This is a genomic window from Natrinema sp. LJW11 (genome assembly GCF_056135975.1).
In genome coordinates this window covers 283,254-297,747 of sequence record NZ_JBWBDM010000005.1, presented here as the reverse complement: position 1 = coordinate 297,747, position 14,494 = coordinate 283,254, and the positions used below count along the sequence as shown (strand labels likewise).

Annotated in this window: 10 protein-coding genes and 1 pseudogene; 5 read left to right on the top strand and 6 right to left on the bottom strand. The window is 63.4% G+C overall.

The window, feature by feature from the left end:
• Positions 1 to 286 precede the first annotated feature (286 nt).
• Positions 287 to 679, bottom strand: a complete 393-nt coding sequence (locus AC0QDI_RS15505; RefSeq protein ID WP_474669708.1) for a hypothetical protein — start codon at positions 677 to 679, stop codon at positions 287 to 289.
• Positions 680 to 804: 125 nt separating this feature from the next.
• Here AC0QDI_RS15505 and AC0QDI_RS15500 point away from each other — a divergent pair, with 125 nt between their 5' ends.
• A complete protein-coding gene (locus AC0QDI_RS15500; protein ID WP_474669706.1) occupies positions 805 to 1,458 on the top strand; it encodes an IS6 family transposase in 654 nt (217 codons plus the stop codon).
• A gap of 232 nt (positions 1,459 to 1,690) precedes the next feature.
• Here AC0QDI_RS15500 and AC0QDI_RS15495 read toward each other — a convergent pair whose 3' ends face one another.
• Positions 1,691 to 2,941 carry a serine hydroxymethyltransferase gene (locus tag AC0QDI_RS15495; RefSeq protein WP_474669704.1) on the bottom strand — a complete coding sequence of 417 codons (1,251 nt, stop codon included), beginning with the start codon at positions 2,939 to 2,941 and terminating at the stop codon, positions 1,691 to 1,693.
• A gap of 102 nt (positions 2,942 to 3,043) precedes the next feature.
• On the opposite strand from AC0QDI_RS15495, the pseudogene AC0QDI_RS15490 reads away from it, so the two are divergent.
• Positions 3,044 to 3,154, top strand: a pseudogene (locus AC0QDI_RS15490) (RidA family protein); the annotation flags it as partial.
• 70 nt (positions 3,155 to 3,224) lie between these two features.
• On the top strand, positions 3,225 to 3,386 hold the full coding sequence (locus tag AC0QDI_RS15485) for a hypothetical protein (RefSeq protein ID WP_204749767.1): 162 nt from the start codon (positions 3,225 to 3,227) through the stop codon (positions 3,384 to 3,386).
• A gap of 71 nt (positions 3,387 to 3,457) precedes the next feature.
• Here AC0QDI_RS15485 and fdhF read toward each other — a convergent pair whose 3' ends face one another.
• The gene (fdhF, locus tag AC0QDI_RS15480) at positions 3,458 to 6,793 is read right to left on the bottom strand and encodes a formate dehydrogenase subunit alpha (RefSeq protein ID WP_474669701.1); all 3,336 of its coding nucleotides are present in this window, start codon (positions 6,791 to 6,793) and stop codon (positions 3,458 to 3,460) included.
• Positions 6,790 to 8,313, bottom strand: coding sequence for an NADH-ubiquinone oxidoreductase-F iron-sulfur binding region domain-containing protein (locus AC0QDI_RS15475; protein ID WP_474669699.1), 1,524 nt, complete (start codon positions 8,311 to 8,313; stop codon positions 6,790 to 6,792). Before AC0QDI_RS15475 ends, fdhF begins: the two co-directional genes overlap by 4 nt.
• A gap of 261 nt (positions 8,314 to 8,574) precedes the next feature.
• Between AC0QDI_RS15475 and AC0QDI_RS15470 the strand changes: the two genes are divergently transcribed.
• Positions 8,575 to 8,847 carry a DUF8113 family protein gene (locus AC0QDI_RS15470; protein ID WP_474669697.1) on the top strand — a complete coding sequence of 91 codons (273 nt, stop codon included), beginning with the start codon at positions 8,575 to 8,577 and terminating at the stop codon, positions 8,845 to 8,847.
• A gap of 189 nt (positions 8,848 to 9,036) precedes the next feature.
• Entirely contained in the window at positions 9,037 to 9,411 is a 375-nt protein-coding gene (locus tag AC0QDI_RS15465; protein ID WP_474669695.1) for a DUF7344 domain-containing protein, read from the top strand.
• Between the two features lie 121 nt (positions 9,412 to 9,532).
• Here the strand turns inward: AC0QDI_RS15465 and AC0QDI_RS15460 are convergent, their stop codons facing one another.
• Both AC0QDI_RS15460 and AC0QDI_RS15455 read right to left on the bottom strand, forming a co-directional pair.
• Positions 9,533 to 11,302, bottom strand: coding sequence for an aldehyde ferredoxin oxidoreductase family protein (locus tag AC0QDI_RS15460; protein ID WP_474669693.1), 1,770 nt, complete (start codon positions 11,300 to 11,302; stop codon positions 9,533 to 9,535).
• Positions 11,303 to 11,535: 233 nt separating this feature from the next.
• Entirely contained in the window at positions 11,536 to 14,109 is a 2,574-nt protein-coding gene (locus AC0QDI_RS15455; protein WP_474669691.1) for a GcvT family protein, read from the bottom strand.
• Positions 14,110 to 14,494: the final 385 nt, after the last annotated feature.

The window sequence follows — 14,494 nt, the reverse complement described above, 5'->3', positions numbered from 1 at the left end:
CGGCTAGAAGCCCAGTCGCGGCCAAGTATGACGATTCTAAGAGTGGCATATTCGAGTTACTCAGCGTTTTAGTCGGAATCCTTATCAGTTTGTGGGTTCGGCTGACCGAGAGAGTCTGCTAAACCCACGACAAAACCCACGATATAATGCACTAAGGGAATAAACTTCATATTGCTATATGGTTTCATGGGCTGACTGATCTCTCTCGGATTCCATCTTCATTGGGACAGAGACCCCGGAATCAGTAGCTGTCAAGGCGCAAATGACCGAAGTAAGTAAGAAAGAATCAGTTCTTGCCTATACGTGAAAGCAGGTCGTCAGCCCTGTTTTTGGCTTCTTCGCGAGAGACACCTTCATTGACGAAGCGCTCGATGACTCGGGGTCTGATCTGGCCGTGATCCAGCGTATCACGGGGTTCGATGTACCCGTTGTCTTCGAGATAGGATTCCGGCTCGTTTGCTTTCCCGCTATGGAAGCGATTCACTTCGCCGTCGTGCAGGGCCTCGACAATCTGTCTACCATCCCTACTGACTGACTCAGCAAGTTCGCTGACCTCGTCGATGAAGTTACTACTTACAGCTCCTGAAGCCTTGAGAACCTCTCTATCCACGGGCTTACCACGGCCCACCTTCCAGGCGTCGACGAACTCGTGTAACGCTGCCGCGTTCTCTTGGGCCATCGTTAACCGATCGGAGTCGACTGTGAGGAGGTCTCTGTTGCCCCACTGGAGCAAGTTATTCAACTGTCCGGCACCGTCTAGTTAGCGTGGTTTGAGAAGCGAGCAGGTCGTGGAGTGAGTTTAGGATGATGCTCGCAGACCTGCTCAGCGAGTGTTACGCGGCGGAATTTGATGAAGCTTGGGAGCGTGAGCGGACGGCGACGCCCGTCAGGGTGTTCGCCGTCCGGCTTCACGCGACCGGTTGTTCACTTCGAGAGACACAAGCAATTCTCCGCTTGATCGGCGTAGAACGCACTCATCAAGCAATCTGGCAGTGGGTACATCGGCTGGCTGACACCGTCTCAGACCCGCCGACGGCAAAGCCGTCGCGGGTCGCTATTGATGAAACCGCTGTCAAGATCAACGGAAATTGGTCTTGGGTGTATGCTGCAATAGATATAGACTCAAGGCTGATTCTCGATGTCACCGTGTTCGGACAACGAGGAACCGATCCAGCCGCTGCGTTCCTGCATAAGTTGACCGAGAAACACGATCTCTCCGATACCGTGTTTCTCGTTGATGGCTACGGCTATCTGACTTCCCTCTCCCGATTAGGGTTGAGCGGTCAACTCGACTACGTTGATCGAAACCTGATCGAAAAGTGGTTTCACACCTTCAAGATGCGAGTTGACCGCTTCCATAATTCATGGGTGGGCAGTCGAGCGAGCGTCAGAGAATGGCTTGAACAGTTTGTCCACTACTATAACACACAGCGACCGCACCAGTCACTTAACAAATAACCGCCGGCGGAGGTGCTAAACTAGACAGTGCCGACAGATGAAGCTGGATACTCACTCACGTGGTGCCGCCTCGCGCTCCAAAAAATTCAGTTCGGTCATGGCGGAGGGCGACGACGCTAGCGAGTTCCTCCAGTAGGTCTGTAGCAACGACATGGAGATCGGCATCGGGCGGGCTCGCTACGAGGAAGAGCAGCGCATACTTGAAGGTGCTCGAGGAGCGATCGCCTGCCCGCTACCCGTAGATGGGAAACTCTTGGCAAAGGTGCTCGACCGTCGAAGCGACCCGTTCGTGAACGTCCTCGTCTTCGGGATTGTCGAGCACGTCGACGATAAGGTCGGCGACGGTTTGCATCTCTTTTTCTCCGAATCCACGGGTCGTGAGCGCCGGCGTGCCGACGCGGATTCCGCTGGTCACCATCGGCGACCGCGTCTCGCCGGGGACGGTGTTCTTGTTGACGATGATGTCGACGTCGGACAGTAGCTCTTCGGCCTCCTTTCCCGTGATGTCGGGGTGGGAGTCACGGAGGTCGACGAGCATAAGGTGCTTGTCCGTACCACCACTCACCAGCGAGAGTCCTCGCTCGTTGAACGTATCGGCGAGCGTATTTGCGTTAGCTATCGTCCGTACGGCGTAGGACTGGAACTCGTCGGTGCTCGCTTCCGCGAACCCTGTGGCCTTGCCGGCCACGCTGTGCATCAGCGGCCCGCCCTGCGCGCCGGGAAACACGGCGGAGTCGACGTCGTCGGCGTACTTCTCGTCGCACATGATGATGCCGCCGCGGCCGGCGCGGATCGTTTTGTGGGTACTCCCGGTGACGAAGTCCGCGTGCTCGGCCGGCGACGAGTGAACGCCGGCCGCGATGAGGCCGGTCACGTGAGCGATGTCCGCGAGGTGGTAGGCGTCGACGTCGTCGGCGATCTCGCCGATGCGTTCGTATTCGAATTCGCGGGGATACGCCGACGAGCCGCTGACGATCATGTCCGGTTCGAATTCGCACGCGTGGCTCTCGAGTTCGTCGTACTCGATGTACCCCGTCTCGGGGTCGACCTCGTACTGTTCGACGTCGTAGAGCTCCCCCGAGAAGTTGACGTTGTGACCGTGAGAGAGGTGTCCGCCGTGGGACAGCGACAGCGACAGTATCTTGTCGCCCGGTTCGAGCACGGAGAAGTAGACGCCCATGTTGGCCTGCGTGCCGCTGTGGGGTTGTACGTTGGCGTGGTCGACCTCGAACAGTTCCGTCGCGCGTTCGATCGCGAGTTCCTCCACCGTGTCGACGTGTTGGCAGCCGCCGTAGTACCGGCCGCCGGGGTATCCCTCGGCGTACTTGTTCGTGAGGACGCTCCCCTGCGCCTCGAGCACGGCTTTCGAGACGTGATTCTCGGAGGCGATCATTCCCAGAGTCGATTCCTGCCGCTCGCGCTCGAGGTCGATGGCCTCGGCCGTGTTCGGATCTATCTGCTCGAGCGATTGGTTGAACGCCATAGATAGACGTCGATAATGGACGGTAAGTATCTTGCGTGCAGCCGGTATCCAACCTCAAAGGATAATATGTCGCACATTATGTGCTGGTGACCTCCGGCAGCCGTGAGCGGGCAGGTGACGACGAACGGTGGGCCGCTTTTCACCGCGGGTCGGTTCCCGCTTACGACCGACGGCGAACTCCTCGACGATGCGCCGGTCGATGAACAGACTCGATCGAGTAATCTCAGTCGGATTGCCCGGGTTGACCGATACGCCTTTTCCATTCGGCGTGGTATGGTCGACCATGTGTCAATACTGTAGCTACCGGTACCACGACGGCTGGACGCAGTTATTGCAGTACGACGACGTGTATCAGAATACGATCAGCGCGGAGTCGGAGGCGACGTACGGGTTCCACGAATCGTGGGACGAACTTCGAGAGGAAGTCGGCTACGGCGCATCCTGATGGTCAACTCGGCTGACCGCTCCGATAGGTACCCGGACAGAAGCCGTTGGCGAGTGAGGCGCCCGCGACGATCAGTCGTCGCTGGCTGTGGTTCTGCCGTCGCTATTGGCTCCCGCGTCGGGCGCCCGCAACACGTCCGGATCGGCGTCCGATCCGAGCGGTTCGACGCGGACGCTGGACACCTTGTACTCGGGAATTCCGGTGTGCGGATCGAAGTTCTCCTGGGTCAGTTTGTTGACCGCGCCGGCGGCGAAATGCATCGGGATGAATAGCGTCCCGTCACCGATGCGGTCGGTCACGGTCGCCTTGACCACGATGTCTCCGCGGCGAGACTCGACCCGGACGTACTCGCCGTCGGCCACGCCGAGTTCGTCGGCCGTCGAGGGGTTGATCTCGACGAAACTCTCGCCGACGTGGCTCATGAGCCCCTCGACGCGTCGGGTTATCTGGCCGGTGTGCCAGTGGTAGAGTACCCGCCCGGAGGTGAGCGTGAGCGGATACTCTTCGTCGGGTAGCTCGCCGGGATGTCCACCGTCCGCGGGCACGAAGCGCGCCATACCGTCGTCGAAGTTGAACGCTCCGTCCTCGTAATCGTAGAGGTACGGCGTTCCGGGGTGGTCTTCGTCCCAGCAGGGCCACTGGAGTCCATGCTCGTCGCCCGACTCGAGGCGGTCGTAACTGACGCCACCGTAGATCGGGACTAGGTCGCTGATCTCGTCCATGATCTCCCGCGGATGGTCGTAGTCCCAGGAGTATCCAAGTCGGGTAGCCAGGTCCTGCGTTATCTCCCAGTCTTGGCGGGCCGTCCCGGGCGGCGTCGCAGTCGGCCGCACCCGCTGAACGCGGCGCTCGGTGTTGGTGAACGTACCGTGTTTCTCCGGCGACGTCGCTGCGGGAAGGATCACGTCGGCGTGCGTCGCCGTCTCGGTCATGAAGATATCCTGGACGACGAGGAACTCCAGTTTCTCGAGCGCCGCTTCGGCGTGCTGGATGTCGGGTTCGGACAGCGCGGGGTTCTCCCCGACGACGTACATTCCCCGCAGGTTGCCTTCGTGAGCCTCCGAGAGCATCTCCGGCACCTTGAGCCCCGGCTCCTCGGGCGGGCGCTCGTCCCACGCCGTTTCGAACTTTTCGGCGACCTCGGCGTCCGCCGGATCCTGATAGCCCGGGAGGCTTCCAGGTAGCGTCCCCATGTCACCACCGCCGCCCTGGACGTTGTTCTGTCCCCGGAACGGCGAGAGTCCCGCGCCGGGCTTACCGACCTGGCCGAGCGTGAGGGCGAGGTCGGCCATCGCGAGGAGATTCTGCGTACCGTGGCTGGACTGGGTCATCCCCATCGCCCAGCCGAAGACGACGGTCTCGGCGTCGGCGAGCGTCTCGGCGGCGGACTTCAGCTCTTCGGGCGGAACGCCCGCCAGCTCTTCGACTTTCTCCGGCGTGAACGCCTGTACCTTCTCCTCGACCTTCTCGAACCCCTTCGTGTTGCGCTCGATGAACGCCTCGTCATGGAGGTCGTTCTCGATAATGTACCGGATGAGACCGTTGAGCCAGGCGACGTCGTACCCGGGTCTGGTCCGCGTGTACTGGTCGGCGTGCTCTGCGATGCCGACCTCGCGGGGGTCGAAGACGACCAGGTCGGCCCCATCTCGGACGTTTTGCTTGATGCGGGTCGCCAGAACCGGGTGCGACTCCGTCGTGTTCGACCCGGTGATGAGGTACGCGTCGGCCTCGCCGACGTCCTCGTTGATGCGGTTGGTCATAGCGCCGTACCCGAGGGTCTGTTGCAGCGCCGCCACCGTCGAGGAGTGGCAGAGCCGCGCACAATTGTCGATGTTTTTCGTCCCGAGCACCTGACGGGCGAACTTCTGGACGAGATACGCCTCCTCGTTGCTCCCCTTCGACGACGCGAGACAGCCGACGGCGTCGACGCCGTGTTCGTCCTGGATCGCACGCAGCTCGTCGGCGACGCGGTCGAGCGCCTCCTCCCAGGACGCCGTCTCGAACTCGCCGTCCTCGTTGCGCACGAGCGGTTCAGTGATCCGCTCGTCGCTGTTGGCGAACTCGTGGCCGAACTTCCCTTTCACGCAGGTCGAGAAGTTGTTGGCGGGCGCCTTCGCGGGGTCTTCGACGGGTTGGACGCCGATCGCGTCGCCGTCTTTCCCCCACATCTCGAACCGACAGCCGACGGCACAGAACCCGCACGTCGTCTCCTCCTTGTCGATCTTGCCGAGTCGGTAGTCGCTCACGGCCGACGCGATGTCGAACAGTCGCCCTTCGGGAAGCACCGTCGCGGCGACGTTCTCGGCGGTGTGTTCGCCGGCCAGCATGGCTTTCCGACCGTACTCCGTGGCGAGGTCCAGCGCACGATGTCTGCTCTGGGCCATGAACCGTGCGACGCCGCTTCGATCGTCCGGACTTACGCTGGGGCTGGCTCCGATCCGATTCTCTCCGCCGGGGTCGGGCGAGCGATTCGGCGCCGTCGTGTCGTCGAGCGTTTCGGCCGCCTCGTGCTCGATAACCGTTCCGACGGAGTTGCGCTGGGTGAATCCCGGAAGCGGAAGCGTCGCGGCGCCGCCGATGTCCTTCTCCGTCAACGCGCCCGTCGGACAGACGGTCGCGCAGTGACCGCAGGAGACGCAGTCGGAGTCGGCCATCGTCTCGGCGTCGGACTGGAAGCCGATGCGCGTGTCCTCGCCGTGGCCCTCGATCCGGAGCACACCCTCGACCTGAACGTCGTTACAGCCCTCGACGCACCGGTTGCAGAGGATGCACTTGTTCCGGTCGATCTGGATGAACGACGAACTGTCGTCGACGGGTTCGTACTCGTCGCGGTCGTCGAAGACGCCGTAGCGCGGATGGTCGACGCCCTCGCTGATGGCGGCGTCCTGCAGTTCACAGCGCCCGTTGCCGTTGCAGGTTGTACACCGGAGGTTGTGGTTCGAGAGTACCAGATCGAGGTTGACGCTCCGAGCCTCCTCGGCGTCCGGCGTGTCCGTCCGCACGGAGAGCCCGTCATCGGCCGGGAACGAACACGAGGGAACGAGGCCGTGCTCGTCGGTCTCGACCATGCAGGTCCGACACTCGCTTCGCGGTCCGATCTCACCGCTGCAGTCGCCGTCGCGATCGTAGTAGCAGAGCGCGGGGACGTCGGCGTCGTCCTCAACGCCGTCCGCACCGGGGTCAACGCTGACCGTTTCGTCGCTGACGGCCTGCATCGCGTCGATAACGGTCGAATCCGGCGGGACGGTCACCGGTTCGCCGTTGATCGTCACCGTCGTCGGGTCGTCGCCGTCGGTACCGACGGCGGGGTCGTTCGCGGTGCCGGTCTCGAACTCGGCGGTGACCGGCGTGTTCGATTGCGAATCGTCGATATCTGGAACGGTAGGGAAGGTCTCGTCAGTACTCATAGTTTCTCCGTGCAGGTGCCGCTGGGACAGCGGCCGTCGGTATGCGCTCGGAACTCCGGTTCGAACTCGTCGATCGCGGTCGTTACGGGGCGGGGCGCGTGAGCGCCGATCTGGCAGTTGCTCGAGCGCGCCATCACTCGACCCAGTTCGCGGATCGCGTCGGCCTCGAGCGATCCCTGGTAGATGTCTCGCAGGAGTTCGGTGAGCTGTTTCGTCCCTTCGCGGCCCGGCACGCAGCGGCCGCTGTTCTCGGTGGCTGCGAACCGGGCGCGCTCGCCGACGTCGGCGACCACGCACCGGTCAGCGTTGAGGAGTTCGACGACGCCGTCGGTCCCGAGACCGGCTGCGGCGAGCGACCGTGCGGTCGGAGCGACGCCGAGGCGTCGCGTAATACCGCCGAGAACACCGCCGACGCAGGCCATCTTGAACGATCCCGTCAGTTCGACTGCATCCCGTGCCACCGAAAGGCTGCTGCCCGACGGGAGTTCGATGGTCGCCGGATCGACGACGTCGCCGGCGACGGTGAGCAGCCGGGTACCCGGATCGGCGGCGTTCGCGTCGAACGCGTCCGGATTGCGGATCGCCCGCCGAACCTGTGTGAACGTCCGCGGCGTGTGGACGACCGTCGGCCGTCCGTAGAGTCCGTGCTCGGCGGGCGAGGGCGGCTGGAGACGCGGTTCGATGCGGTCGGCGCCTTCCATCGCCTCGAGCGCGGCGGTCGGGGCGCCGGCGCGGTACTCGTCGGGGCCGGCCACCAGCCGCGGAGCGACCGGCAGTTCGTCAGCGACTGCATCGATCGCTTCGCGGAGGTGTCGATACAGGTGGCTATCCTCCTCGTTCAGGTAGACGACGGCGTCGTCGGCACCCACGTACTCGGCGACGGCGGCGATCCCGTCGAGGACGGCTATCGGCGCGCCGCCGAGCAGCACCTCGTCCGCTCGCTGCTCGGCACGCGTCTCGTTCGCATTGGCGACCACGACTGGCTCTCCGTCCGCGTCTCGGACGGTCTCCCACGCGTCGGCGACGGGGTCGTCGGCGGCGGCGTCGCCGCGGCCCCGACCGAGGAGTCCGATATCCGTCACCGCCTCGGCGGTTCGTTCGGCCGCGACGGTCGACCACTCGTTCGGATCGAGCGGATCGACCCACCCACACCGGCCGAGCACCGACCGCTGACCGACCGAGAGCGGTCCCGCGTTCGGGGTCGGAAGCGATGTCGTCTCGAACTCGTGTTCGACGACCGCGTCCGCGTCATCCACTGGGACGGTTCCGCCTTCCAGCGCGTCGACGACGCCCCGGGCGGTCGACGGATCCGAGTCAGCGAAGAACGCCGTCTGGCCCTCGCGCGTCGCCATAACGAGCGGTTCGCTCCCCGTCACACCGGTCGGTCCCGTGCGGATCACTGGTATCGAATCGGCTTCGTCTCGCATCGCCGCCACGACCTCTTCGTCGCCGTTCGCCGCTACGTCGGTCGCGACGCGGACGAGAGTTGAGCGATTAGTGGTACTCGTACCCTGTTCCATTGGTTATATCGTTGGATCGCAGGGATAAAACTCTCATGACTGAGACACTGACTATTTTCGCGTAATGCCGGGCGCAAAACCGCGACTGAAGGCGTGAGTGCGTCACAGCGGACTGTCAGGGGTCGGCGGCCCTGTGACGGATCCGTCTCCTCGGACCCGCCCACTGCCACCCCGGTTCCAACGGACCGACGCGAGTCGGTCTCCCATCGATCGTTCACTTCTCCAAAGAGGTTAGGACCCGCCGGTCGAATATCGGGTACGATGACGAACCCTCGATTCGAGGAAGTCAAGACGGAAGCGGCGGAGGCAGTCTCGGGTACCGATCTCCGCTCGGTGTACACTGGTATCGTCCACGAAAACGGCCGCCACGAGTACTACTTCGGTAACGATACCGAGGACGCAGCCGAACTCCGGGAAGCCGCAGCGGTTCAGCTCGGCATGCTGGTGCGCGTACTCGCCGACCGTTCCGACAGCCCCGTCGAGGAGATCGCCGATCTCGCGGTCGAGCGCGCCGAGCAAATGGAGCTTCGGTGAGCGCTTGACGGCCGAATTTCGCGGCTGAATCCGCTCGGTTACGTGGCCACACGCCGTTCCGTGCGACAGACCATAACGTATGAGATCATCAACAGCATTTGCTTCGTAATTCCGCGTTCGATCATGCGTGCGGAAAATTGCAAATCCGTTTCATCAATGCTTTTTAACAATAAGGCGGACGTAATTGTAATGACGGACGACACCCCTCGTTCGACTGCAGCTCCGGGGCCGGATTCCTCCGATATGGAATCGTTAGCAGCGGATACCGCGCTCGAAGTTCTGTCGAACGAGCGCCGTCGGTGCGTCCTTCGGTGCCTGCTATCGCGCGACAGCCCGGTGGCGTTGGCGAACTTGGCAGCTGAAGTCGCCGCTTTGGAGACCGGCACCGGGACGACCGACGTCTCAAAAGCGAACGCGAAAGACGTCCACGTGTCGCTCTCTCACGCAGAGATCCCGAAACTAGCAGATGCGGACGTCGTCGAGTACGATCCTGTCCAGAATACAGTCTCGCTAACACGGGACGCTGCGGAGCTACGCCCGCTTCTGGACGTTGTCGACGACTAGCCGCCGTAGTCTCAAACGATCAGTCTCGTCCGGATCGGTGCCGGATGAGTACCGAAACGGTTCGGTCGTGCCCACTGGCCGAGACGGCCCGCATCTGACGGAGCAGTGGCAGTTGCGACACTCAGTTCCGTTCTACGGGTCGATCAGCCAGCGGCGTCTCGTCGTCGACGACCTCGTTCAACCCGAGACGATCGACCGTCTCGCGGGCCGGTCGACCGTCGGCTCCCCACCCGCGCTCCGCGTAATAGGCGTCGAGCATCGCTTCGAAACGGTCCTCGTCGACCGTCTGCCCGTCGTTCGGCCCCGAATTCAGGGGTTTTCGGAGTGCGGGCGGTAGCTCGTCGTCCGCTCGAGAGACCCCCTCGCGAACGTTGAACAGCCGGGTAAGTGTCCAGATGCGCTCGCCGATCGTCTGCAGGTCTCCATCGGTGTCCAGCCCCACGGCGTCTAGCCACTCGGCGCCGAGATCCTCGAAGACGTCGCCGACGAAGTCGTCGACGATCAGGCTCCAGAGGATCGACCGCTGATCTTGTTCGGTTGCGACGGCGCGGGCGGCTCGCCCTGAACTCCAGTTCTCGAAAATCTCCCGCTCGATCGGGAGCGCTCGCCGGTGGCAGGCGCCACGATCGCTCGTGGCGTAGGCCAGCGCCATGCTTTCGGCGCCCCGGGGATCGTACGCGGGCAGTTCCATCGCCTTGACCGTCGGCACGAGGTCGTCGCCGCCGAACCGCTCGGCCGCGGCGTCGACCCCCTCCGCCAGTGCGTCGCCGAGCGTCGTCTCCCGGGTCGCGATGTCGCGGAGCAGCGATCGTGCGTCGTCGGGATCACCGAACGTAAACGAGCGATCGAGCAGGCTCGCCTCGCTGGCGCGGATGGCCCACGCGACGGTGTTTCCGGCGCTGATCAGATCGAGACCGAGTCGGTCACACGTCGCCCCGAGTTCCGCCACGGCGTCGAAATCGTCGATGCCCAGACCCGCGCCGAGCGTCATCGCCGTCGCACCGCGGGGGACGCTCTCGCCCGCGTCGGTCTCGACCCGGTATCCTCGGGGGTCTTCGCCGTCCGGGTACTCCCGATCTCGCGCCAGTTCGCGGACGGCCGCGATGCCGATGTCGCCCGCGCCTTCGAACTGCCCGTCTTGCCATCCGTGCGTCGGGAGGACGCCAGTCTCGTTGGCGAAGTCGACCGTCTCGACGGTGCCGCTCGCTCGCAGCCACGCTCCGGTTTCCGATTCCCGATAGCGTTCCGCGTACCGTTCGCGCAGGCCCTCGAGGCCCGACGGGGGGTCGCCCCGGGCGACGACGGCCTTGAGCCGCTTGGCACCCATCACGGCGCCCGCGCCGCCCCGACCGGCGTGGTGGTCGCCGGCGTCGGACGAAATGGTCGCGTAGGCGACCTGGTTCTCTCCGGCCGGACCGACACAGGCGACCGCGGCGTCGGAAAAATGCTCGTCAGTGGTGACGGTATCTGCTCCCCAGGTCTCGGCCGATTCGATATTCACGTCTCCGTCCGCCACGACGAGTCGGACTGGCTCTGACGCCCGGCCGGTGACGAGGATGCCCCCGGCGTCGCGTAACGCACCCGCGAGCACTGCCGGGAACGACCCTCCGGCGTACGAGTCGAGGAAGCCCCCGGTTAGCGGGGACTTCGTGATAGCCGCGTAGCGACTCTCTCCCGGAAGGAGTCCTGTGAGTGGGCCACTCATGAACAGCAGGGCGTTGTTCGGCCCGAGCGGATCGGTATCGGCATCCAGTTCCTCGTAGAGGTACCGCGCTCCGAGCCCCTTGCCGCCGACGTAGCGTCGTCGCCACTCGTCCGGGACGGAAACGCGTTCCACCGACTCCGTCGAGAGATCCACGCGGAGGAGTCGATCGGGCGCGCAAAGGTGCATCGGTAGAACGTATCCCCTTGCGGTGTAAAAAGGTTCCTCGTCTCCGAATTTCCAGCACCGCGCGGAGGTCGTGTCTGCACGTGGGCCCCCTCATCGCCGGCAGTCGTCCGACGCTTCAACGAGCTGGACGAGACGGTCTCCGACTGCGCCGGGGACGCCCCTGATACGTCGCGTCGCGGATCGGACTCCCACGTCAAACGCAAGATCGCATTGCGCCGCCGAGTGCGCTCTTTCTAGTCGAGCAGCGGTTCCTCGCGAACGGTGGCGTCGTACCGTTCGCCCTCGTACTGGATCTCGAGTTCGGTCCCGGGCTCGGCGTACTCGGGTGGGAGGTACGTGTAGACGACACAGGCACCGACCGTGTATCCGTACTCGGCGCTGTGGACGTAGCCGATCGGATCGTCACCGTCGAGGATTGGCCGGTGGGGGAGGATCGTCGCCTCTTCATTGTCGAGGGTCAAACAGGCGACCTTGTGGTCGATGTTATCTCCCTCGGCTGCTTCGATGACCGCCTCTTTCCCGATGAAATCAGTCTCCAAGTCGACGGCCCACCCGAGATCCGTCTCGTAGGGGTTGTGCTCGGTATGGAGGTCCTCGCCCCACAGCCGGAAGCCCTTCTCGATGCGCAGCGCGTTCAGCGCACCGTTACCGTACGGGCGAAGGTCGTATTCTTCGCCGGCCTCCATGAGATGCTCCCAGAGCCGCTCAGCGTACTCGGAAGGCGTGTACAGCTCCCAGCCGAGTTCGCCGGCGTAGGACACCCGGAGCGCGGTGACTGGCACGTTCTTGACGAAGAACTGCTGACTCGTGAAGAACGGGAACGCCTCATCGGAGAGGTCCACGTCCGTCACCTTCGAGAGCACCTTCCGCGCGTTCGGACCGGTACAGACCATCGCCGCCAGACTGGAGGTAACGTCGTTGACGACCACGTCCTCGGGGGACTGCTCGCGAACCCACGCGACGTGGTTGTTTCCGACCTCGCGACCGGTCGTCAGAATGAGGTAGCGGTCGTCGTCGACGCGCGTGACGGTGATGTCCGCACGGATGCCGCCCTCTTCGTTACACATCAAGGTGTACCGGACGTCGCCGACGTCGAGGCTCATGTCGTTCGTACAGAGGCGCTGAACGAAGTCTCCGGCATCGTTCCCGACGACCTCCATCTTGTTGAACGACGTCATGTCGTGGAGGCCGACCTTGTTACGAACGTGGAGCGCCTCCGCGCCCTCGATGGGCGACCAGTACTTGCCCTCCCAGCCCTCACGGTCGGGGATCTGATCGCCGTACTCGGCGAGCAGGTCGGCGTTGGACTCGAACCACTGCGGCTCCTCCCAACCGGCTTCGGCCCACAGCTCGGCGTCGAGTTCCTTGTGACTGTGGTACATCGGCGTGCGGCGGATGTCGCGCTGATGATCCGTCCACACCCATTTCGGGTGCATGATGTTGTAGACGATGCGGTACTCCTCGCCGCCGATGTCTCGCGCGAAGTCCCAGCTGCCTTCGTGGGCGTCGAACCGATTGACGTTGCAGTGCCGCAGGTCGATCGGTCCGTCGGAGAGGCGGGGGACGCCGTTCTCCATCCACTCGGCGAGCGCCTTGCCGGCGCCGCCGGCGTGAGTGACCCAGATGGCGGCCGCGGTCCAGAGACCGTCGTACTTCTGGACCGGCCCCATCACCGGCAGGCCGTTGGGGGACTCCGCGAACATGCCGTTGTACTTGTGTTCGAGTTCCGTGCCCTCCGTGGACGGCAGCAGTTCGTCGCTGGCCTGGCGGGGCGCCTTGTCCGGCCGATCCGGGTGCGTCGCGTTGTTCATGTGGTACTCGGTGAACTCGTGGACCGAGCCCTGTTCGGCGTCTTCCTCGTTGCCGCCGAGGTCCTGCGGATCGGGCACGATGGGTTCGTGGTTGTACGACCCGATCCCGTAGGAGTCCCCGTGCGTCCGGAAGTACATCGCATTGTCCTGATCGCGGAGGATCGGTCGGTCGGGACTCGCGAGCAGGCGGTCGGTTTTCTCTCCGGAGACGCCCTTGTAGCTCTCGTACAGCGGGTGGTCGCTGACGTCGATCCGGTTGTCGGCGAGCTCCTCGAGCGGCTCGGTCATCGTGTACTGGTGCTCGACCGGCGTCACCGGGAGGTGAACGTCGAGTTTCTCGCCCAGCTGACGCGCCCAGATGTTCGTCGCGATGACGACTTCGTTACACTCGATAGTCCCGTTTTCGGTGATGACCGAGCTGACCGACCCGCTCTCGGTCTCGACGTCTTCGGTGCGGGTGTGCGGAACGAACTTCGCTCCCCGGTCCATGGCTTCCCTGGCGAGGGCAGCGCAGGCGACGACGCCGGACACCTGGCCGTCGGTCGGCGAGTAGTACCCTCCCTGAATCACGTCGCTGTCGACGAGCGGTAGCTTTTCTTCCACTTCTTCGGGCGAAAGGATCTCCGGATTCGGGAGGCCCCAGGACTCGGCCCACTCGACGCGGCGCTGGAGGAAGTCCATCCGGTCGTCGCTGCGCGCGACCTCGATACCGCCGACTTCCTTGTAGGCCTGGACCCCGTCGTCGTCCTCCAAGTCCGAGTACACCTTCCGGCTGTGCTTGGCGAACTTCGAGAGGATCTTCGACTCGGAGGTCTGGAACATGATCCCCGGTGCGTGGCTGGAAGACCCACCGGTGGTTGGCATCGGGCCCTGATCGACGACGACGACGTCGTCTCGGCCGAGTTCGGTGAGCTGGTACGCCAAGTTGCACCCGACGATACCGGCACCGACGATAACAGTGTCTGCTTGGTCCGGTAAGCTATCGTCTGCGTTCATAATCGTACACTTCGTGGTGCCAGTCGAGTACAAATATAATTATCGCCCACTCGGATCTCCCCCAAAACGTGGTCGAAGAATTACACGTAGAGTTTCGAGGGAGCCGCGAATAACAGTGATATCACTGTTATCCAATGGCACCATCGCCGAACGACGGTGCTGATCCCGTGTCTGGACACGTCAGCCGAGACATCGGCCAGGCTACGGAGAAGCACAAAGTAACAGTTCTCGATGACGTATGGCGATAGCGACGGTGAATCACGGAGTGACGGCTTCTCTTTGTAGCTACCCGAGCCAAGCAAGCAAAACCCGTCGTATACGCATATAGTGGCCCCAGAAGACTATAATCTGCTGCAACATGGGAGAAATTATATGTCGCGTCGGG

What these genes read in the sequence shown, in the direction of transcription:
- AC0QDI_RS15495 (WP_474669704.1), bottom strand. Translation starts at nt 2,941, where the DNA reads ATGGCGTTCAACCAATCGCTCGAGCAGATAGATCCGAACACGGCCGAG.
- fdhF (WP_474669701.1), bottom strand. Translation starts at nt 6,793, where the DNA reads ATGAGTACTGACGAGACCTTCCCTACCGTTCCAGATATCGACGATTCG.
- AC0QDI_RS15455 (WP_474669691.1), bottom strand. Translation starts at nt 14,109, where the DNA reads ATGAACGCAGACGATAGCTTACCGGACCAAGCAGACACTGTTATCGTC.
- AC0QDI_RS15465 (WP_474669695.1), top strand. Translation starts at nt 9,037, where the DNA reads ATGACGGACGACACCCCTCGTTCGACTGCAGCTCCGGGGCCGGATTCC.
- AC0QDI_RS15500 (WP_474669706.1), top strand. Translation starts at nt 805, where the DNA reads ATGATGCTCGCAGACCTGCTCAGCGAGTGTTACGCGGCGGAATTTGAT.
- AC0QDI_RS15470 (WP_474669697.1), top strand. Translation starts at nt 8,575, where the DNA reads ATGACGAACCCTCGATTCGAGGAAGTCAAGACGGAAGCGGCGGAGGCA.
- AC0QDI_RS15485 (WP_204749767.1), top strand. Translation starts at nt 3,225, where the DNA reads ATGTGTCAATACTGTAGCTACCGGTACCACGACGGCTGGACGCAGTTA.
- AC0QDI_RS15505 (WP_474669708.1), bottom strand. Translation starts at nt 679, where the DNA reads ATGGCCCAAGAGAACGCGGCAGCGTTACACGAGTTCGTCGACGCCTGG.
- AC0QDI_RS15460 (WP_474669693.1), bottom strand. Translation starts at nt 11,302, where the DNA reads ATGCACCTTTGCGCGCCCGATCGACTCCTCCGCGTGGATCTCTCGACG.
- AC0QDI_RS15475 (WP_474669699.1), bottom strand. Translation starts at nt 8,313, where the DNA reads ATGGAACAGGGTACGAGTACCACTAATCGCTCAACTCTCGTCCGCGTC.